At 40.4% G+C, this 20,156-nt stretch carries 15 protein-coding genes; 7 read left to right on the top strand and 8 right to left on the bottom strand.

From position 1 onward, the window contains the following. Positions 1–68: 68 nt before the first annotated feature. The 5 genes from pyk to FC093_RS10890 all read right to left on the bottom strand — a co-directional run bounded on the left by pyk (position 69) and on the right by FC093_RS10890 (position 6,644). Positions 69–1,565 carry a pyruvate kinase gene (pyk, locus tag FC093_RS10910; protein ID WP_240743264.1) on the bottom strand — a complete coding sequence of 499 codons (1,497 nt, stop codon included), beginning with the start codon at positions 1,563–1,565 and terminating at the stop codon, positions 69–71. A 44-nt stretch (positions 1,566–1,609) separates the two neighbouring features. Next, complete coding sequence (gene pfkA / locus FC093_RS10905) at positions 1,610–2,593, bottom strand: 6-phosphofructokinase (RefSeq protein ID WP_170971059.1); 984 nt, start codon at positions 2,591–2,593, stop codon at positions 1,610–1,612. Positions 2,594–2,897: 304 nt separating this feature from the next. Then, on the bottom strand, positions 2,898–3,782 hold the full coding sequence (locus FC093_RS10900; protein WP_170971058.1) for a T9SS type A sorting domain-containing protein: 885 nt from the start codon (positions 3,780–3,782) through the stop codon (positions 2,898–2,900). A 283-nt stretch (positions 3,783–4,065) separates the two neighbouring features. After that, entirely contained in the window at positions 4,066–5,160 is a 1,095-nt protein-coding gene (locus FC093_RS10895) for a hypothetical protein (RefSeq protein ID WP_137261806.1), read from the bottom strand. 233 nt (positions 5,161–5,393) lie between these two features. Beyond that, the gene (locus tag FC093_RS10890; protein ID WP_137261805.1) at positions 5,394–6,644 is read right to left on the bottom strand and encodes a DUF2130 domain-containing protein; all 1,251 of its coding nucleotides are present in this window, start codon (positions 6,642–6,644) and stop codon (positions 5,394–5,396) included. Between the two features lie 290 nt (positions 6,645–6,934). On the opposite strand from FC093_RS10890, the gene FC093_RS10885 reads away from it, so the two are divergent. Both FC093_RS10885 and FC093_RS10880 read left to right on the top strand, forming a co-directional pair. Continuing rightward, positions 6,935–7,333 (top strand): nuclear transport factor 2 family protein, encoded by a 399-nt coding sequence (locus tag FC093_RS10885; RefSeq protein ID WP_137261804.1) that lies wholly within the window; start codon positions 6,935–6,937, stop codon positions 7,331–7,333. 576 nt (positions 7,334–7,909) lie between these two features. Then, on the top strand, positions 7,910–8,521 hold the full coding sequence (locus FC093_RS10880) for a c-type cytochrome (protein ID WP_137261803.1): 612 nt from the start codon (positions 7,910–7,912) through the stop codon (positions 8,519–8,521). An 85-nt stretch (positions 8,522–8,606) separates the two neighbouring features. Here FC093_RS10880 and FC093_RS10875 read toward each other — a convergent pair whose 3' ends face one another. Beyond that, the gene (locus FC093_RS10875) at positions 8,607–12,578 is read right to left on the bottom strand and encodes a T9SS type A sorting domain-containing protein (protein WP_137261802.1); all 3,972 of its coding nucleotides are present in this window, start codon (positions 12,576–12,578) and stop codon (positions 8,607–8,609) included. Between the two features lie 651 nt (positions 12,579–13,229). On the opposite strand from FC093_RS10875, the gene FC093_RS10870 reads away from it, so the two are divergent. Next, a complete protein-coding gene (locus FC093_RS10870; RefSeq protein ID WP_137261801.1) occupies positions 13,230–13,469 on the top strand; it encodes a hypothetical protein in 240 nt (79 codons plus the stop codon). Positions 13,470–13,751: 282 nt separating this feature from the next. On the opposite strand, the gene FC093_RS10865 is transcribed toward FC093_RS10870, so the two are convergent. After that, on the bottom strand, positions 13,752–14,210 hold the full coding sequence (locus FC093_RS10865; protein WP_137261800.1) for a hypothetical protein: 459 nt from the start codon (positions 14,208–14,210) through the stop codon (positions 13,752–13,754). 635 nt (positions 14,211–14,845) lie between these two features. Here FC093_RS10865 and FC093_RS10860 point away from each other — a divergent pair. The 4 genes from FC093_RS10860 (at position 14,846) to FC093_RS10845 (ending at position 19,353) form a co-directional block, all read left to right on the top strand. After that, complete coding sequence (locus FC093_RS10860; RefSeq protein ID WP_137261799.1) at positions 14,846–15,541, top strand: hypothetical protein; 696 nt, start codon at positions 14,846–14,848, stop codon at positions 15,539–15,541. A 440-nt stretch (positions 15,542–15,981) separates the two neighbouring features. Further along, the gene (locus tag FC093_RS10855) at positions 15,982–16,470 is read left to right on the top strand and encodes an Lrp/AsnC ligand binding domain-containing protein (protein ID WP_137261798.1); all 489 of its coding nucleotides are present in this window, start codon (positions 15,982–15,984) and stop codon (positions 16,468–16,470) included. A gap of 84 nt (positions 16,471–16,554) precedes the next feature. Continuing rightward, positions 16,555–18,369, top strand: coding sequence for an ABC transporter ATP-binding protein (locus FC093_RS10850; protein ID WP_137261797.1), 1,815 nt, complete (start codon positions 16,555–16,557; stop codon positions 18,367–18,369). Between the two features lie 27 nt (positions 18,370–18,396). Then, positions 18,397–19,353: an ion channel gene (locus FC093_RS10845; protein WP_137261796.1), complete on the top strand. Its 957-nt coding sequence runs from the start codon at positions 18,397–18,399 to the stop codon at positions 19,351–19,353. Positions 19,354–19,396: 43 nt separating this feature from the next. On the opposite strand, the gene FC093_RS10840 is transcribed toward FC093_RS10845, so the two are convergent. After that, on the bottom strand, positions 19,397–20,104 hold the full coding sequence (locus tag FC093_RS10840; protein WP_137261795.1) for a porin family protein: 708 nt from the start codon (positions 20,102–20,104) through the stop codon (positions 19,397–19,399). Positions 20,105–20,156 lie beyond the last annotated feature (52 nt).

Raw genomic sequence — 20,156 nt, 5'->3', positions numbered from 1 at the left:
TTGAAAAGCAAAAGCCCTGGCATACATCTGCACACGTCAGGGCTTTTGCTTTTCAGAAATCTAATTTTTTACTTCACCTTTGTTATCTTAATCAAATTGGTAGGTAAATGCAGTTGTACCGGCGTGCTACCAGTATTAACAACAATATCACCTGTTTTTAAGAAGCCTCTTTCCTGCAAAATATCAATCTGGTCATTAATAATGTCATCGAGGCTGTTTTCTTCATCGTAATAAAAAGCCCGTACACCCCAGCTAAGGCTAAGCTGGTTGACAAGATGGCGTTTTTTAGTAAAAATATATAGCGGTGCCAGTGGGCGATAGCTGCTTAATACAAATGCTGTAAAACCACTTTGTGTCATACCGATAATGGCATTGGCATTAGCATCATGGGCCAGCTTGCAGGCATTATAAATAATAGCATCGCTGAGGAAAGAAGGTGAGTGCGGCTGTGGCTTCAGGTCTTCTTCACGGTTATAGCGATATTCCGTTTTTTCTACTTCCAATATTATTTTGCGCATGGTTTCCACCACCAATACAGGATAATTACCGGTAGCTGTTTCAGCACTCAGCATTACAGCGTCGGCGCCTTCCAGCACTGCATTGGCAACGTCGGTTATTTCGCTGCGGTTGGGCTTGGTACGGTCAATCATACTTTCCATCATCTGCGTAGCCACAATTACCGGTTTGCCGCGGTGTATGCACTTGCGCACGATTTCGCGTTGTGCCATTGGTACTTTTTCTACCGGCAGTTCTACACCCAGGTCGCCGCGTGCTACCATTACCCCATCGCTTTGGTTTACAATGTTTTTAAGGTCGGCCATGGCAGAAGGCATTTCTATTTTTGCCATTACCTTAATGGTGCTGTCTTTTTCTGCCAGGCGTTGTTTCAGATCTATAATATCTTCGGCTTTGCGTACAAACGACAGGGCAATCCAGTCAACATTTTGTTTTACTATAAATTCAAAATCGTTGATGTCTTTTTCGGTCATTGCCGGCAGTGATATAGCAGTATCTGGCAGGTTTACACCTTTTTTGGGTAATATTCTGCCACCATAAGATACAGCTACGCGTACATCACCATCTTTAGTTACCTCTATTACTATCACTTCCAGCTTGCCGTCATCTATCAGTATCTTATCGCCCACTTTTACATCGTTGTGCAGGTCGGGGTAGGAGACATAAATCTTATCTTTATTACCCACCACTTTTTCGGTAGAAGTAAAGGTGAGAATATCACCCGGTACTATATCCAGTCCTCCGTTTTCCATTTCGCCCACGCGCAATTTGGGACCTTGCAGGTCGGCTAAAATTGCCACATTGTAAGGCTCTTTGGTATTCATCTCGCGTATATAGCCGATGATGCGTTCTTTATCTTCGTGGGTGCCATGCGAAAAGTTGAGCCGGAATACATTTACACCCGCTTTTACCAGTTCCAGCATTTTGTCGTACGTATCGCAGGCCGGGCCTACCGTAGCAACAATCTTGGTACGGTGAAAAGTATGCTCTATGCCTGCCTGTTTATCCATTTCTTTGTGCAGGTATTTTTCTACATTCGTTGACATCATTCAATGATTTCGTTAAGTATGTGTTGTTTGAGCAATAATAGTGCTTAACTGGCTAATATCTTTACTATGCGCAGCCAGTCGGAAGAGATGGATTGTTTTTCCCGGATAGCTATTTCCAGCGGTGTATAGGCTATTTCGTTGTTGAGCACGCCTACCATTACATTGTGTCTGCCTTCCATCAGGCTTTCTATAGCGTGATATCCCATCCGGCTGGCGATCAACCTGTCCATAGCAGAGGGGGAGCCGCCTCTTTGTATATGCCCTAAAATAGAAACGCGGGTATCGAGGTGCGGCAACCGTTCTTTTACAATTTTTGCTATCTGGTTGGCACCGCCAAACTCATCTCCTTCGGCCACCACAATGAGGTTGACCAACTTTTTGCGCTTTTCTTTTTCGCTTAGCGAAGCAATTACTTCTTCAATATTTGTTTCTGCTTCGGGTATTAATATGTTTTCGGCGCCGGTAGATATACCGCTATGCAAAGCAATATAACCTGCATGCCGCCCCATTACTTCTACAATAAATAAGCGGTCATGCGCATCAGCAGTATCCCTTATTTTATCTATGGCTTCTACGGCTGTATTTACTGCCGTATCAAAACCTATAGTAAAATCGGTGCCATATAAATCTTTATCAATAGTGCCGGGCAGCCCGATACAAGGAATATTAAATTCGGTACTCAGTTTGAGTGCGCCGGTAAAACTGCCGTCGCCACCTATCACCACTACGCCGTTAATACCTCTTTTTTCCAGATTGGCTACTGCTTTTTGCCGGCCTTCGTACGTAAAAAACTCTTTGCTTCTTGCTGTTTTTAGGATGGTGCCGCCACGCTGTATAATGTTGGCAACCGACCTTGAGTTCATTGGAAAAATATCATCTTCCAGCATCCCGTTGTAGCCGCGCATAATGCCAAACATCTCCATCCCGTAATAAATACCTGTTCTTACCACTGCCCTGATAGCTGCATTCATCCCCGGCGAATCGCCGCCTGACGTTAATACTGCAACTTTGGTTATTTGCTTTGACATTTTATAAAAATCTGATTAGCCCGTTGAATAAAATTCAGGCAGAACGTAAAAAATTTATAAATGATTAGGTTGTCTGTTTATAAGCGCCAAAAGTAATAATTAATCAATAAAAAGAACGGTGAAATGGAAATGAAGCATTTTATTTTTAAATAAGGCTTTATGGCCGACTTAAAGATTGCTTTATATCATTGATTCTTGTATAAATGATTTTTTATTTGAATACATGCAAAACGAAACATCCGGCGCACGACACTGAATCGCAAAGCCGGATGCTCTTACAATAGAAACCTAAACCATCCAATTTTTATTGTACTACTATTTGCCTTGTTTCTCTTTTGCCATCCATGGTACACCGGAGCACATACGTACCGGCGGCCAATGCCCCTGTGTGAAAATGAGCATTATTGATGCCTGTTGTAGCTGCCATCTCGGATTGTTTTATCAAAGTGCCTTTAGCATCGTACAATTGCGTAAGCATTTTGCCTGGCTTATCGGCATAAAACTGCAGCATTAAATGGTCGGTGCCATTTACCGGATTGGGCATTACCTGACGGAGTAAACCGGTTTTGGCAAATATATTTTTAAACGATTGTATAGCCGATGAAGTATGCGAACCATCTTTATCTACTACATCAATATAATAATATAAATACTTGTCGCCCGGCGAAACTGTTTTATCTGTAAAACTGTAGGTATGAATGTCGCTGCTATTTGTTGCCTGCACCTGTCCTATATTGGTAAAGTTTGTACCATCATTACTTCTTTTAATGGTATAAAAAGCAACATTTTGCTCGTTGGCTGTGCGCCACAGGATACTAGCATCTTTGCCGGTAGCAGTAACGCTAAAGGCTGATAAGGTTACCGGCAAAACCGACGATACATTGATGGTGCCTATCATATTAGGATGGACGGAGCAAAAATAGGAATAGGTGCCTGCAACTGTAAGTTTGTACTTAAAACTTGGGTCAGATGAAGTCATTGGTGCATCCCATGCATTTGCACCGGCTGGCACACTGGTAGAGGTGGTGGTATGAAAACCACTTACCCACGTCCATTGTATAGTATCGCCCACACTGGCATTTACCGTGGCCGGCGAAAACTGGAAATTGGAGACATCTACATTGTATGTAGTAGCATAAATCAGGTTGATAGAAAGCAGTGCGAAGGCTAAGAGTAAAAACTTTTTCATAGTGCTTTGTTTAAAAAGTGAATACGTGCTGTTATGAAAAAAGTTGCTTTTATGTGCAGGAAGGGAGTAATTATTCATGAATTGGATTAGGGTTTTTATATTTTCTGTATAAGGTGTAATTGGGATTTCGTCATGCCGGCGATAGGAGGCATCTTTAGAAGTAATTATCGTCAGGATAGGGTAGAGGTTTACAAATGTGAGGACTTCGCCGTTCTCCCGCTGGTTGAAATAATGGTGTAAAATGATTATTATAAATAGCAATTATAAACAGCTTCTATAAATGCTAATCGCTAAACTTACTTTGCGTTTTAGGCACCAGTAACAGGCTTTTCCGAAGTGTTTGTTTTAGATGCGTTTTCAACAATTGCCCCATGGTTTGGGCTTTAAAATAAGCTAACTGATTGTGATGTTCTGCAAGCTCGGTTTTTAGTTGCAAAATCTTTTCCTCTTTCGATATTTCATCGTTATTCATGGCATCCAGCAATTCCATTACGCGATAGCGGGAAGATACCAGCCGGAATGTCATCATTGTGCGCTCTTCTGCCTGGTATTGCCTGATGGAATTGGTATCCAGATGTTTTTGCGCCAGCGCTACAAACTTATTATTCTCCTTAAAAAACTGTGGCAGGTACAGGTTTTTTCTGCCTTCGTAGCATTGCTGGTCAAAGTCTATGGCGCGAATGCGGTATTGAACGTCTTCTATATCGGGTGTCATGTTTACAATAAAATTGTAGCTGCGCATATCGCCAAGCAATCGTACAAAACAACGCTCATTGAATTTTACAAACTCTTTGGCAAGCCTAATTTTATTAGTGGTAGGATTTTCTAAATATTGCTGCAAAAAGAGGTCGCCAGGCACACCAGGAATGTGCTCTTCTACTAAAGTGTTGTTCGAAGTAAGATAGGTAATACGGTCGGGCGACAACAGATGCTCTAACTCCAGACCATAAATGCGGCTGGCATCGGCTTGCTTTATATAATAATGGTCGTAGTTGTCGTTGTACTTATTAACGATTCTTATCCTGAAAGGCTGGCTGTTGCCAAAGGCACAAAAATCAATACGCCTCACATCGAGGTGCTCGGTAAAGCTAAGGTCGCCTTCCGTTTTTAAAATGGCATAAATCTTTACCAGACTCTCGCGCAGGTAGTCCCATTGGTGCATATCGTACATCACTGTTTCCCAATAGGTATCTTTTCCATTTTTATCTATTAATGGTTTGGTATAAGTAAAACGATATAAATCCTGGTACGATGTCGGTAAGGCTGTTTCGCGCCCGTATCTTTCAAGATAGCGGCGCAACATATCCTGAACGGGAAAAATAGGCTTTTTACGCGAAGGACGAATGAGTTCTTTATTTTCACCGGCAACATCAAGCATTGTTGCAAGTTAGTTTTTTACTGCAAAGGTGCAAAGACGCAAAGGTATGTTTGAGCCAAAAAGACAAAGAGGAACACAAAGTTTTTTAAAGAAACAGACTTCTTTTTGCAATGTGAACACTTATTTACTTTACAAACAAAAAGGCTGAGCACTTTATATAAAGTGCTCAGCCTTCTTAATAGTTCTTTGTATAACTTCTTTACTTAGTGGCTTAGTAATTCAAAACAAAAACATCAGTCCACAGCTATCAATACTTCTTCTTCCAACAACGACAAATTTACCGCATCGCTGCCGGCAATACCTTCTATCGAGCCTTTGACATGCGCTGCATTCAGCAATACCTTTTCCAATTGTTTTTCGCGGGCTTTCCACAGTTTTTCCATCGTATCGCGCTCTTTTTGAATACTCATTTTCATACTTAAAAAACCTTCGCGGATGGCTTTCCATTGCTCACTAAACTCTACACTCGTAAGATAATCGTAGAGCATGTGCATTTTTTCACCTTTATTTTCCTGGCTTTTAGTAGCTGCAAATACTTTCATTACGCCGGTGCGCAGGATGGCTGCTAAACTTCTTACTTCTAAGAACGTGCAGATGTACACACCTTCGCGCTCGCCAAAACGCTCCATATCTCTCGGTAATACTTGTGTAACGATAATGGCAGCATCGGCACCGTGCGCGCGCATATCGGCTTTCAGCTTATCTATCCAGTCGATAGAAAAAGCCAATGTGCGCTTACTTTCGTAAATAATCTTGCCACATTCCTGCCCGTGATTATTGCAAATGATCTGAATGCAATCGGCGCCCCGCACGCCTTTGCCTACCGGCTCTATTTTATCAAACACAAAAGCAGTACGTAATATTTCTTCCAGCAATAATTCCTGCACTTCACCTTGCAGTTGCATGCTGCCCTGCTCGGCTTTTCGGCGCATTTCTTCTGCCAGCTTTTTCTGATCTTCCAGTTGCTTTTCTTTTTCTGCCAGCTTAAGCGTAAACTCCAATTCCATTTGCCTTATGCGTTGCTCTTCCATGCTTCTTATTTGCTCCTGCAGTTTATTGCGCTCATCTATCAGGCGTTTTTGCAGTTGCAGTTCCAACTCTTCTTCTTTATTTTTTAGCTCCTGTTCTTTTTGCAGATATTCTAATTCTTTCTTGCGTGATAGTTTCAGCTTCTCTTCGGCTTCGCTACAGGAGTCTTGCAATAGTTTTAATTGGTTTTCAAAATCGGAAGCAATGGTTTTGCGTAGTGTGGCTTCCATTGTTTGCTGCATGCGTTGTTTTTCTTCTTCTATGCGCTTATCAGCTTCTTCCTGTTTTTGTTGCAGTTGTTTTAATAACGCCGCTTCTTTTTGTTTAAACTCCTCGTCTTTGCGTTTTTGCCATTCTTTGGCTTTAGTAAGTAATTCTTTTTGCACCTCCTCGCGTATGACATCGTTTGGCTCAAACTGATGTCCGCATCCCGGGCACTTGATTTCTGTTGGCATAAGAAAGTATTTGTAAGTCAATATTACGAACAGTTTATTTACTAAAAGCGTTAGCAAGCCGTAATTTTTCCACATTTAAGTTACATCGGCTTTTCTTTCACCACGGAGCACAGGAGTAATAAGAGGTTTCGCGGAGTATTTAATAGAAAACACCGGCATTTAAATTTTAAAAATTTCTCTGCATAAACTCCATTTACCCCTGTTCTCAGCCGTAGAAGATACTGCCATATCTTCACGTTCTTTCCTTTTTCTGTTTTGTAAATTTGCAGCCCAATTAAAGTATTTAAATTATGAGTGTTGATATATTAACTATTGCCAAAAATTATTTGAAAGCACTGAAGCTAGGTAAAACCGGTAAGGATTTAGCTATTTTTTTTCATGAAGATGTGAAGCAGGTAGAAATGCCTAACCGCTTGAATCCCAATGGCAGTACGAGCGATTTAAATACATTGCTGGAACGGGCAGAGCAGGGGAAAAAGATTGTAAAAAGCCAGGACTATCAAATAAGGAATGCCATTGTACAGGATAATACGGTAGTGCTGGAACTGGACTGGAGCGGCGTTTTAAACGTGCACATTGGCACACTGAATGCCGGGCAAACAATGAAAGCGCACTTTGCCATGTTTATAGATTTTAAAGACGGCAAAATTATTCATCAACGAAATTATGACTGCTTTGAGGCGTTTTAGAATCAAATAATATTGTTGTGAACATACAATCATTTAGGTGCATGAAATGTTGAATTGATAAGACTGTTTTTTTATTTGTAAATCGGCTCCTGTTTTTCATTGTATATGATGCAGGCACAATAATACACAGGTTTTTACATAATTTTTCCATGTGGTTGCTTCTATGTGTTTATGATGCTGTTGTGGTAAAAACTGCCGCCAAGCAATTATACACTACCGTAAAATAATTTACATAAAAAGCGTTTTTCAATTTACATTCTGTTTATACGAGCTATTTTCAGCCTTTACAGGAGCTATTTTGCATTCACTTTTTATCCCTGAACTTTTATAAAAGTTATCCCATTTACACTGTTTTGTATAATGCTTTGCACAAAATGGTGGTAATTGCTTGCACCCCGGCTTCAATCGTTGCCCGAATTTTTACATTTCATCATTCCTTTCTTCCATTTCATGCACCGCTGCATTGACAAGGCGCGTGAACGAAAATACTTTTATTCTGGTTTTACAGTATTTCCCATTTATTCAACTAACGCATTAAACACCATCACAAACTACCACCATCAAAACCTTGTTACTATGAAAACAATAACTTTCCTTCTTTTTGTATGTTCGGCAATCATATATGTGCTTAGCAGTTGTAATATTACCAGCAGCAAGCCAGTGGCGCAAGATGATGCCCGCTATAGTAAGCAGTTGATTGCGCGCGGCGAATACCTGGTGAATGCCATTGGCTGTGATGATTGTCATTCGCCCAAAAAAATGGGCCCGCACGGACCTGAAGTAGATGCTGCTTTACGCTTTTCGGGCTATCCGGCGCAACGGCCGCTGCCACCTGCCGATAATGAAACTGTACAAAATGGCTGGGCATTGTTTGGTCCCGATCTTACGGCAGCAATTGGCCCTTGGGGAGCAAGCTTTGCAGCAAATATTACATCGGACGAAACAGGGATTGGCAAATGGACAGAGGCGCAATTTATAAAAGCTATTCGCGAAGGCAAGTCGAAAGGGTTAGATGGAGCGCGTACTTTATTGCCGCCTATGCCATGGCAAAATTTCAGGAAGTTGAATGACGAAGATTTAAAATCCATTTATGCATATCTTAAAACAACCACACCCGTAAAAAATATAGTGCCATCGCCCATCCCGTTAAAAGATATCAAGTTTAAAAAAGAAGTGCGTAAAGTGTAAGGTTTAGTTTCATAAGGAAGGAAAATAAAAAGAGTCCTGCCACAAGCAGGACTCTTTTGTTATAAGAGAAAGGATTAAAACCTCATTATTGAACGATGGCTTTTATTACTTCCGTAGTGCCATCTGCTGCAGTAGCTTTGACGAAGTAAAGACCACTTGCCAGTGCATTTTTCAGTTGTACTGTAAACGTTGCTGTACCGCCATTGTAGTGAACGTTTTGAGTAAACAGTTGCTTACCACTGCTGCTTACCAGTTCAAGCCTGTAGGTGCCTGCTGTTTTATTGCTAAACTGTATCTGGAATGATTTGCCTTTAAGCGGATTGGGATAAATACGGAGACTACTTACTGCATTATTGCTGATGGTTACAGGCATTACAGTAGTGTACGTTGTTTTGCCGGATTTATCCACACTTTTAATGCGATAATAACTATCTCCATCAAACGGTGTAGCATCATTAAAACTGTAGCTGATGGCGCCGGTAGCTTTTACCTCACCTGCTTTGGTGAAAGAGGTACCATTGGCAGATTTTTCTATTTCGTAATACTGCACCTCTGTTTCATTGGCTACTTTCCATTCTACCTGTACTGTTTTTCCTTTGGCATACGCTTTAGCGGAGCTAAAAGTAACCGGCAGTACAACACTGTTTTGCAGTACAATACTAAAGCGGTTGGCTGCTTTGGAAAGTGCATCGGCCGTGTTTATGCTGATGGTAAAGCGGTTGGTGTCGGACGGGTTGATTGGATAGAATTGCTTTACATAGCTATCATACAGAAAAGCGTTTTTACCAAATGCCTGCGGTATAATTTCCAACTGGTAACTGGTAGTTTTGGTGCCGGTTAAATACAGGTGCAACGTATCGTTTGCAACAGGCATTACACGCCTTTCGATAGTAAGTAACATATTATTGCTTAAAATACCAAGGTTTTCGTACAAATTGCTAAGCTTATCTACATCTTCTTCATCTACGCTGTTGCTGTATGCATCGTTAAAGCGGTAGAGAACACCATCGGCAATGCCGGTTGTACTATCGTCGTTAAAAACATTCAGGTTGATTTCTAACATTCCATCCTGTGTCTCGCGTGCTGCTGCACTTCGGCCAAATGGATTAGTTACTGTTTTAATGTTTTTAGCTTCTTCGTTAATACTGATTTTGCCGATAGTGCCGGTAGTATTGCTTTGTATAAAAAACGCCTGATAAGGTTGAATAATATTAGTCATGGAAGATGTTGGGGTTGCTTTATAGCTGCTGCCTGTCCAGTCGAGCGTTACATAAGCACCTACGCCTTTGCTGCCTGCTAATGAAGGATCCCACACACGTATCGTATGCTTTACATTGGAAGCATTGTTGTACATTTTTTCAAAATCAATAGGACTTGCATAGGGGTTTGGCACTAAAGTAAAACCAGTATTGTTCACTATTATATCTGCCTGTTGCCCTTGGTTGAGATAACCGGTAGTACGCAATATAGTTGGGCTGGGTGTGGTGGTGTTGGTAGTATTGGTGATATCGTAAGACCTATCGCCACGTACAAAAAACAGGTAAGCAGGGTAGTTAGTAACCGGCGTTTTGTTGGTAGCCGGTATGCCGTACCATTTGCCCGTATTAAAGTAATACATGCTGAATGTTTTTTGTGGATTTTGATCAAAGCCGTCTGCAATACTGCCATAAGTAATGTGTGTGCCATAGCCGGGTTGCGGGTTATCGGTGCTATTGGTAGCACCTTCCTGCCAGGCTGCATTGATGGTAGGCGCATCTACCGCTGTAACCGGGGCGCACATAATGCGCCATGCACGGCGTGCAGGCATGTATCTCTCAATAGTCGCTTTGCCGTTGATAGTGCCGTACGACTCTGCTACAATAGCAGTACCAAGTGCATCACTTTTTAGCGTAAGCAAATTGGAAGTCTCGAAAGTACCGCTATTTACCTGTAGCCAGCCCGGATTGCTACCCGCTGTAATATTCAGCGCATGGTGGAGCGTTACTACATGTGCGGCAGTGGTAAGATATTGCAATACATTGGCACCGGGTTTAAAATAAAGGTCGGATGCGCCGGCATATTTGCTGTTGCTGATGCCGTGAACAGTAAGGCTGGAAGTAGCAGAGCCACTGAAAGCGCCGGCATCAGCCGAGCGGATAATGCGTCCAACATTAAGGGTACTGCCCGGGGTTATATTTACAATGCCATTTGCCAGATCGAGCGTGCCTGCCATCGTTATATCATCGCCGGTTTCAATCTCAGTGCGGTTGGCAACCACAAAGGTGTGTTCTTCCCTCGTAAAGTTAACTGGTGTACTGCCAGTACCATTCGTATTGATACCCCAGGTAGTTACTTCATTCAAATTGCCGTTTGCTTTTGAATATAAAATGATAGCAGGTTTAAGTACAGCCGAATTGCTTACACAGGTGCCGCCAGTATAAGTGACCAGTGCGGTGTATTTTCCCGAATCGGCAAGGTTAACTTCCGGTATGTTGTAAGAGAGCAAATTAGCGTTAAGGATACTGGTACTGTTTTTATACCATTGGATTGTAGTTTCACCGGAGGTTTGGATGGTAAACGAAACTGCATTGCCAGTGGCCACCCTGGCATTAATGGGTTGCACTAGAATAATATATTTAACACCGGCTGCATTACTAATAGTAGTGCCATACGAGTTTGTAAGTGCTACGCTATATACATTGGCTGTATCGTCCGGTGTAAGATTGGTTGCTGTATAACTGCTGGCAGTAGCGCCTGTAATTTCATTACCATTTTTGCTCCACTGATAACTGATGCTGCTATAAGGGCTGCTGGCAACTACATAAAAAGTTGCTGATGTAGTACTGCTGTTGCACAAATAGGCTGTTTGTGGCTGTGTAGTAATGACTGGCGACGCAGGATCGCCGCAAGCTGTGGTGTTAACATCGGTAACGGGAGTAATTTTATTTTTAGTGGTATAAAGTGGAGTTGTATTTTGAACGTCAAAAATATCATTGACAGAGCATCCGTTGCCAAGAGAGCAGGGAGTTGCATCGTAAAAATTAATGTGGTTAGCTGCACTGCCGTTAAAGGAAGTTTGGTTTTTGGTTGTATTAGTAAAATAGAAATTTCCGCCACCAGTAATGCTTCCGCTTGTGTTATGATAATCGTAACCTTGCACAAAGCCATTTGGTCCGTTTACAAATACTCCCTGATTGAAAAACAAATACCCTGGAGCTGTTGTAGTTAAGAGCAACTTTCCATTATTAGTTACAGTTCCATTATTATTGCTAAAATCTTGTCCGCAAATTATAGTGCAATAATTAACCAGTGCGCCATCTTTATTGAGTGAAATGAATCCTTGCGTATTAATAATTCCATAGTTGGTAATATTGCCATCATTAATAGTTAAGTCGCTTGTATTCTTGAGGTATATATAGCCACTATTATAAAAACGGGCATCATTTTGTATTACTACCGAGCCATTAAATTTTGCAGTGCCTTTGTTAGAAAAATTAACAGTGGCAATATTTTCAGCACTATTAAATGTCATAACACCTGTAGAAAGATTATTAATAGCGAAAGTTCCGGTATTGAATTGTACTAAACTGGAAAAGGTAAAATTACCGCTGTTGTTCAGCGTTATAGCACCGCTGTTAAAGTTGAAATTGCTGGAAGCGGTATATGTTCCATAGTTATTGATAATAGCACCATTTTTAAAATTGTAGATGGTGCTTTGAGTTATTGCTCCATAATTAATAATCGTAAGTGGAAAATTATTTACATTACTGCCAATGAGGTTAAGCTTTGAAGTGCCATCTACGTAAATACTTCCTCCGGCCACAGGAGAATTAAGATTACTGAATTTAAGATTAAGCGTAGAGCCATTAGTTATACAAATAGAAGAAGTTGCAGAAAAATTATTTTGTATGGTAACAGTATAGCTTTTGCCATCATTGATCACAAACGAACGCCCTGTAGATAAATCAAAATTGCCGTTTTGGTTTTTGTAAGTTGGGTCAGTGGGGCAGTTTTGTGCAAATAATATATTAGATACCAGTAATAAAGCAGCGCCTAAAAGAGTAAATAATTTTTGCATACCGATTGAAGTTTTGGCTGTTAAGTTTTGGTTGATAAATTGGATTTCTGAGTGGGAGTAATCTCAAAAGGGATTGGGTATTCGCCATTTATATATGAATTATTCCTCTCAAATATTCGGCGCAGATAAAGCGAAGGATGTGCCAGAAAAAATACTGCTGAATATCAATTATTTAGTGACAAATCTAAATACTATTATTTCCCATTATGGGATAAAGGTTTAATGAATGGAGATAAGTCCTATAATAAAAAAGAAGTTCCAACTAGTTAGGGTTGTATCAAAAAAGTACTATAGAGCCATAAATGTTAATACGGTAGTAAATAACCGGGATAATAAAATGTTTGCAACTGTTAATCACTGAGAAAAGGAATAAGCAGAAAATAGAGGTGATGTAAGGCGATTTAGCGGCAATCTGATTGCCCACAGGTGTACATTTAAAAAATAAGAAAGATGCCGGCTGCTTACCCGCGGGCAACCGGGTGTTTTGCAGCTTGCCATTGCAAGAATTTTTACTACGGTAATTTTTGCCTGATTACTGGCAACCAGACTCTTTATTTCCGGTGGCTAACCAATTGAAAAACATATAAATAATAAACCGTACAACGGGTGTAAAAATGAATTAACTTTATGCTATAATCAAAAATGTACACTATGGTGACACCTCTACTTTCTGAAAACGTAAAAAAAGCAAAAGCAAGGTACCAATCCATTACGCATGAGATTGCGGAAAACAAAAATTTACCTGAGTTATTAAGGGAGTTGGACGAGGCAATAATTGCAGCAGATGATTTGCTCGTAAAAGCGATCCTGAAAGGGAGCCCACATATTGGCTTAGAAGCCTTGAAGAATGAACTCTGGTATCTTAAGTTTCAGATACTGGAAAGAGATTAATGCCAGCTTCTAAGGGGGTAAAACAGTTATTTGGAGTGGTAGTGCTTTAGTTGCTTAATTTTATTGCTTGCTCTATGCTAAGCAACAGGGCTTGCTTGTCTTTACATTTTTAAATGCATGTATTTGTGAGGCATGTTGTAAATGATGCCTTTTCAAAGGTGCAGATAGCACATCTAATATCAATCTTAATAGATGAGCCAGCAATAGAAAAGCTGGTCCAGGACCAGCTTTTCTATTGCTGAAGGATTTAATAAAGTGTTTTACAAGTATGCTTCTCCGTTTTTATTGTTGTTTGGTGAATACCAATATATCGTCTGCACCGTCATGATTAAGTGAAATCTTAGTATTTGTTATGGTCACTACATCCCAGGCTCTGTCAATTTCTTTCAGTGCATCAGTGCCTTCAATGTCCAATTCAAGTTTGGTATTGTTATCTTTCATTTCCCAGGTGCCAACATATGTGCTGCCGTCCACTTTTGCAACTAATCTGCCGGTGGACCTAAAAGTAAATACATATCCCTTGAAAATGCGTGTGCTAGGGATACTGTCATCAACAAATTTGGTTACTGTGTAGTTCCCCGCTGCAGGTGAGGTGCGTGCTGCTGCAAGCGCACTGGTTTCCATTACATTGGTTTGCAAGCTTGCATTAGTACTTGCCGGGCTGGATATCTCTTTTTTTGAACAGGATTGCACCAACAATAGTGCTACAGCAGCAGTAGCAATTAAGACTAAATTTCTCATAAGTAAATGGTTTTTTTGAACAGGAAAAATAATTATTTACTTAATACGAAATTGCTTTTTAATAAAAATAAACGGGAATGCTGTTGTTTGAAGAACAAAAGAACTGGGGAGATTAAGAAAGAAAGTAAAATGAGGCAGTGCTTTACTTACTTTGAATCTTTTGAAAGAGTGATTTATTTTTGCTATCAGCTTTAAAGTGAAAGGAGCCACGGATGGCACTTCGTAACAATTTCTCTTGTACAGTATCTGCTTTTTTAGCAGCTAAAAACAAAAAAGCGGTTAAACATGCCATTACTGAACATGCCTGGTGGCTGCTTCTGGTGCTATTAAGAAATTATATGTACCTATCTAAAGTATAAAAGTAGGATAGTACTCTGTATTGCCAAAAAATTTAGTAAATAATTCTATACACCAACGTGGTTTATAGTATATAAATAATAGAAAATACTTTTTGATTGCTGTTGCTTAACTTTTAAAAGGACAGAAAGACATAGGGCAGTTACTATATTTTTTAAATTGCATCTACTATTAAGCATGCTTATAAACCCGGTGAGGATCTTATAACTAGTAGTCATATTATAGATCAAGGCTACTAATAAGTTTCTTATTTTTATCTTTTAAAATATAAAGCAAACATGAAACTTAAAGTTTCATTTATCCTAATCTGTCTTGTGCTTTGTTGTCATACAATCGCTCAAAATCAAAGGTGGATTGTACAGGGTAACGATGATATTAATTCAAGCATACCTGATTCTGTTAAATACAAATATTCTTCCTTTACTTCCGGGCGCGTTACATTTAAAGATGGTACTAAAGGCAGCTCTTTTCTGAATTATAACTTATTGTTGGGTGAGGTGCAGTTTGTAAGTCTAAAGGGTGACACGCTTTCTTTAGCTAACGAGAATACTATTAGGAGCATTTCAATTAACCAGGATACATTCTATTACGACAATGTATATCTCCAGTTTATCGCAGGGAATACAAGTGCAAAGCTTGCAAAAAGTGAAAAAATGAGGCTGGCAGATATAAAGAAAAGAGGAGGATTCGAGAATTACACATCTTCAGGCGGTATTGAAAATTACAGCAGCTTAAACATTGGCGCACGAACACTACATCTGACAGAGAACAAGCAGTTGATTTTTATAACACACATTTTCTATTACATCGGTGACCCATATTATCACTTTTTACCTGCTACTAAAAGGAATGTGCTGAAAATGTTTAGTAAGAGAAAAGGCTTAGCAGCTTACTTAAATGAGAATAAGATAGACTTCTCCAAAGAAGAAGACCTGAAGAAACTACTTGCGTATTTAAATACTATAAGCCAATGAGTTTTAAGGCGCTTTATTATAAAAAGATTTGCTATTAAGGATTACAATAGAATAATGAATTATTATCCTTTATTGTCTCCAATACATAAACAAAAAAGCCTTTAGTAATTGAATATCAATTTACTAAAGGCTTTTAATAGCTGTAGGGGTAGGACTCGAACCTACACGAGGCAGTTAGCTAAACACAAAAGCTTGGTGGTCAACCCCGGTCGGCCGAACGCGAGTTTGGTCGGCTCTATGCTTAGTTTGTCCTGTTGTCCTCACCCCCGAGACGAGAGGGCATGTCTGCCAAAGGATTTCATCACCCCACAGTATATAAGAACTCGTTTGTGGGTGCAATATTAAAACATTCTCCTGTATTATTGCAATAAATTCAAGATAAATTTTTAAAGTTTAGATTCTATTTAATAAATTGCAACTTCACTTGGAAAATATTTAATATGCAAGGTCAAACAGGCACTAAAGTTAACTTAGATAAACTCGATTTCCAAATTATTCAGGAAATGATGGGAAACGCTGAGATTTCGTATGCCGATTTAGGCAAAAAATTGTTTGTTTCCGGCGGTACCATCCATGTACGCATTAAAAAACTGGAAGAAGCCGGTATTGTAAGAGGTACCAAACTCAACGTGGACATTAAACAATTAGGCTATGACGTAATTGCTTTCATTGGTATTTTCCTCGAAAAAAGTTCGCTCTACGATACCGTGGCAAAAGAACTAAAAAAGATACCAGAGATTGTACGTCTCAACTATACCACCGGCAATTACAGCATGTTTGCCGAGATTATTTGCAAAAACATTCAGCAGTTGCGCTTTGTACTGCACGATGAGTTGCAAAAGATAAAAGGCATTGAGCGCACCGAAACTTTCATATCGCTCGAAGAGAGTTTTATACGCGATGTACGGGTAACCAAAGCCAGCGAGTGAGCCATTGTCTAACAATTATTTAAATGATTCGCTTTTGGTAGCCCTCAACGATTGCCGCTTCGGGCTTACCTTTGCACACTTACCATGAGTGAAGCAGCTAAAAAAAAGTTTTTCAATGTTACTGCCCTAAAGCGTGTATTTACTTTTGTGCGGCCGTATCGCATGCAGTTTTACAGCAGTTTGGTAATGGCGGTGTTACTGGCCATTTTTGCACCTGTTCGCCCATATCTTATTCAGCTTACCGTGGATGCTGCAACCAGCAAGGCATCGCACGTCCCTGGCTGGCTCAACTGGTTTTTATTTAACACCAGTATTACCCAAACTGAAAAATTTATCGTAGCTGTTACCGTCTTTCAGGTGATATTTATTTTTGTAGAAACGGCAGTACGGTTTTTATTTGGCTTCGTTACTTCCTGGATGGGACAAAGCGTGGTAAAAGACATGCGCATTACCGTGTATGAAAAAATTGTAGGACTGAATTTAAAGCAATTTGATAAAACGCCTATCGGCACACTCACCACACGTACCATTAACGATATTGAAAGCATTAATGATATATTTTCAGATGGTTTAATTCCTATCATCTCCGATTTGCTTTCTATAATTATTACCCTTGCAACCATGTTTTGGATTGACTGGCGACTTACGCTGGTGAGTTTGATTCCTTTTCCTATTCTCATTTTAGCTACTTATTATTTTAAAGAAAGTGTAAACAAGAGTTTTATCCAGGTGCGCAATGCAGTAGCGGCGCTCAATGCTTTTGTGCAGGAGCACATCACCGGTATGGCAATTGTGCAGGCTTTTGCAGCAGAGAACAGAGAATATCAAAAGTTTAATGCCATTAATAAGGAACACCGGAATGCCAACATCAAAGCCATATTTGCATATTCCATTTTTTTTCCGGTGGTAGAAATTGTATTGGCAGTAAGCATTGGCATTTTGGTGTGGTGGATTGCCGATAAGCAACTGGAAGCAGGCTTGCTGGTGTCATTTATCTTATATTTAAATCAAATCTTCCGCCCGTTGCGGGTGATTGCCGATAAGTTTAACGTGATACAGATGGGCGTGATTGCTTCGCAAAGAGTGTTTGCGGTACTGGATAATCCGGATTATGTAAAACAACAAGGCACTTACGCACCGGCAACCGTTACCGGTAAAATTGATTTTAATCATGTATGGTTTGCGTATAATGATGAGCATTATGTATTAAAAAACATCAACTTTTCTATACAGCCCGGTGAAACCGTGGCTTTGGTTGGGCATACCGGCAGCGGTAAAACATCTATTATTAGCCTGCTCAACCGTTTGTACCATATACAAAAAGGTAGCATTTTACTGGATGGCGTAAATATAGATGATTACAAGCTGGATGCCTTGCGCAGTAGAATTGGTGTAGTGTTGCAGGATGTATTTTTATTCTCCGGTTCGGTAATGGAAAACATTACCCTGCGCAATCCTGCCATCACCGAAGAGCAGGTGATACAAGCGGCTAAGCTGATTGGTGTGCACGATTTCATTATGCAATTGCCCGGCGCCTATCACTTTAATGTGATGGAACGGGGCAATACGTTGAGCCTTGGCCAACGGCAATTATTGTCTTTTATCAGGGCTTTATTATACAATCCATCCATACTCATTTTGGACGAAGCTACTTCGAGCATAGATACCGAAAGTGAGCTGCTGATACAACACGCGATTGATACATTGATAGCCGGACGAACCTCTATTGTAATTGCACACCGCTTATCTACCATCCGCAAAGCCGACAAAATAATTGTGCTGGATAAAGGGGAAATAAAAGAAATGGGTACGCACGAAGAACTGCTGGCACTGGGCGGATTTTATTCAAAATTGCACAACATGCAATTTCAAAAACAAAAGACGGCTTTAACTGCTTAATAAACCTTTGCTAATATTCCTTGTATTATGGCATCTATAAGGCGAAAAAGAACAGAGGCGCTTGCCAGTAATAATGATACTGGTTTTGGCAGCAATGCCAGTGGGTATGGCGGTCGGTTTGTAAATAAAGATGGCAGCTTCAATGTAAAGATCGAAGGTGCTTCTTTCACGCAACGGTTAAGTGTATATCACAGCATGCTCAATATGCCGCGGCGGAAATTTGCACTTGCTATTGTACTGTTTTTTGTACTTATTAATATATTATTTACCTGTATTTATGTGGCAATGGGCGCAGATAATTTTGCAGGTTTTGTGGCCACCACCGAATGGGGTAAAATAAAAGAGCTGTATTTTTTTAGCACCGAAACTTTTACAACAGTTGGCTATGGGCGCATCAACCCGGTGGGCGATGGTGTAAATTTAGTAGCTTCTTTTGAGGCAATGCTTGGTTTTTTGTCTTTTGCAATTGCAACTGGTTTAATATATGGGCGTTTTGCAAAACCAAGAGCTTATGTTGTTTTTAGCGAACATGCAGTGATAGCGCCATTCCACGATAAGTTGGGATTAATGTTTAGGGTGGCACCCTACAAAAACGGGCATATTCTTACCGATGTGCAAATACGGGTAACAATGGCTATGCAGATAGAAGAAGATGGGAAATTGACTGCCAGATTTTATACTTTAACGCTCGAAAGAAATCGTGTGGATAGCCTGATGATGAACTGGACAGTGGTACATCCGTTGGATGAAGACAGCCCTTTATATGGCTACACGCCAGATGATATGAAAAATGCTGATGTGGAAATATATGTATTATTACGCGGCTTTGATGAAGTGTATGCGAATACTGTTCAGCGACGCACCTCTTACACCTTTGATGAGATTGTACACAATGCTAAGTTTTTACCTATGTACCACGAGAGTGAAGATGGTAAGACCACTATATTTGAATTGAATAAATTAAACCACTACCAGCAACTGTAAATAAAAAGACCTGTAACTAATAAAGAGTACAGGTCTTTTTATATTAAAACTTCAGCGCCAGCCCACCGTTTACAATATATTTTCCATAACCCGCCTCCATAAAGATGCCCGCTCTTGGCGATAGATTGAATTTGGCACCCAGCGCTGCCTGATAGGCGAGCATAGAGGGCTCGGGAATGCCCGGCATTTTTGCTCCTGATGCATCGGTATAATCCTGCTTCCACTTGTTAACACCTACCGCTGTGCGCAGGTATGGCGAAACGGCCCTGGTACGCGTAGGTAAATAACTAACCACATTCAGCATGAGGCTCCAGTTTTCATAATTGCCGGTCATATCGGGTATGTTGGTATTGTTATCCATTGCAAAATAGGGCTGGCTTACTTTGCCATACGTGCCCAGCATGCCTATACTCATATACCGGCTAAACTGATAATCAATGGCGCCGGTAAATGGTCCGGTTTGCGTGCTCACATTGCCTTTGTACATATTGTAAAAACCAGCAAAATGCATATAGTCGAGGTTGGGATAGCTGTAACCAAAACTGAGGTTGACACTCGGCTGAAAAGGGGGCAACTGTGGGCGCTGCCGGTACTGTCCATATTGCGCTCTTGCCGGCGGCCGGCTTTGCATACGAACTGGCGGCCGCCGGTATCCATAACGCGGACCACCAATAAATATTCTTCCATATACCTGCGCCTCTGCGCCCATGCCTGTAACCACCAACAGGCAGATGAAGAAAATCTTTTTCATGTATTATTTTTTCTAACAGATGGTTTTGCAAAAAATAAGTTTAATGCTGGCT

Origin of the sequence: Ilyomonas limi (genome assembly GCF_005233845.1) — a bacterium.
Classification (GTDB): Bacteria; Bacteroidota; Bacteroidia; order Chitinophagales; family Chitinophagaceae; genus Ilyomonas; species Ilyomonas limi.
Note: the sequence above shows the minus strand (reverse complement) of the source record. Positions and strands in the feature narration are given on the sequence as shown.

Coding starts and splice junctions, on each gene's coding strand:
- pfkA (WP_170971059.1), bottom strand. CDS start 2,593: ATGTCAAAGCAAATAACCAAAGTTGCAGTATTAACGTCAGGCGGCGAT.
- FC093_RS10885 (WP_137261804.1), top strand. CDS start 6,935: ATGAGTGTTGATATATTAACTATTGCCAAAAATTATTTGAAAGCACTG.
- FC093_RS10840 (WP_137261795.1), bottom strand. CDS start 20,104: ATGAAAAAGATTTTCTTCATCTGCCTGTTGGTGGTTACAGGCATGGGC.
- FC093_RS10900 (WP_170971058.1), bottom strand. CDS start 3,782: ATGAAAAAGTTTTTACTCTTAGCCTTCGCACTGCTTTCTATCAACCTG.
- FC093_RS10860 (WP_137261799.1), top strand. CDS start 14,846: ATGAAACTTAAAGTTTCATTTATCCTAATCTGTCTTGTGCTTTGTTGT.
- FC093_RS10875 (WP_137261802.1), bottom strand. CDS start 12,578: ATGCAAAAATTATTTACTCTTTTAGGCGCTGCTTTATTACTGGTATCT.
- FC093_RS10865 (WP_137261800.1), bottom strand. CDS start 14,210: ATGAGAAATTTAGTCTTAATTGCTACTGCTGCTGTAGCACTATTGTTG.
- pyk (WP_240743264.1), bottom strand. CDS start 1,565: ATGATGTCAACGAATGTAGAAAAATACCTGCACAAAGAAATGGATAAA.
- FC093_RS10895 (WP_137261806.1), bottom strand. CDS start 5,160: ATGCTTGATGTTGCCGGTGAAAATAAAGAACTCATTCGTCCTTCGCGT.
- FC093_RS10845 (WP_137261796.1), top strand. CDS start 18,397: ATGGCATCTATAAGGCGAAAAAGAACAGAGGCGCTTGCCAGTAATAAT.
- FC093_RS10870 (WP_137261801.1), top strand. CDS start 13,230: ATGGTGACACCTCTACTTTCTGAAAACGTAAAAAAAGCAAAAGCAAGG.
- FC093_RS10855 (WP_137261798.1), top strand. CDS start 15,982: ATGCAAGGTCAAACAGGCACTAAAGTTAACTTAGATAAACTCGATTTC.
- FC093_RS10880 (WP_137261803.1), top strand. CDS start 7,910: ATGAAAACAATAACTTTCCTTCTTTTTGTATGTTCGGCAATCATATAT.
- FC093_RS10890 (WP_137261805.1), bottom strand. CDS start 6,644: ATGCCAACAGAAATCAAGTGCCCGGGATGCGGACATCAGTTTGAGCCA.
- FC093_RS10850 (WP_137261797.1), top strand. CDS start 16,555: ATGAGTGAAGCAGCTAAAAAAAAGTTTTTCAATGTTACTGCCCTAAAG.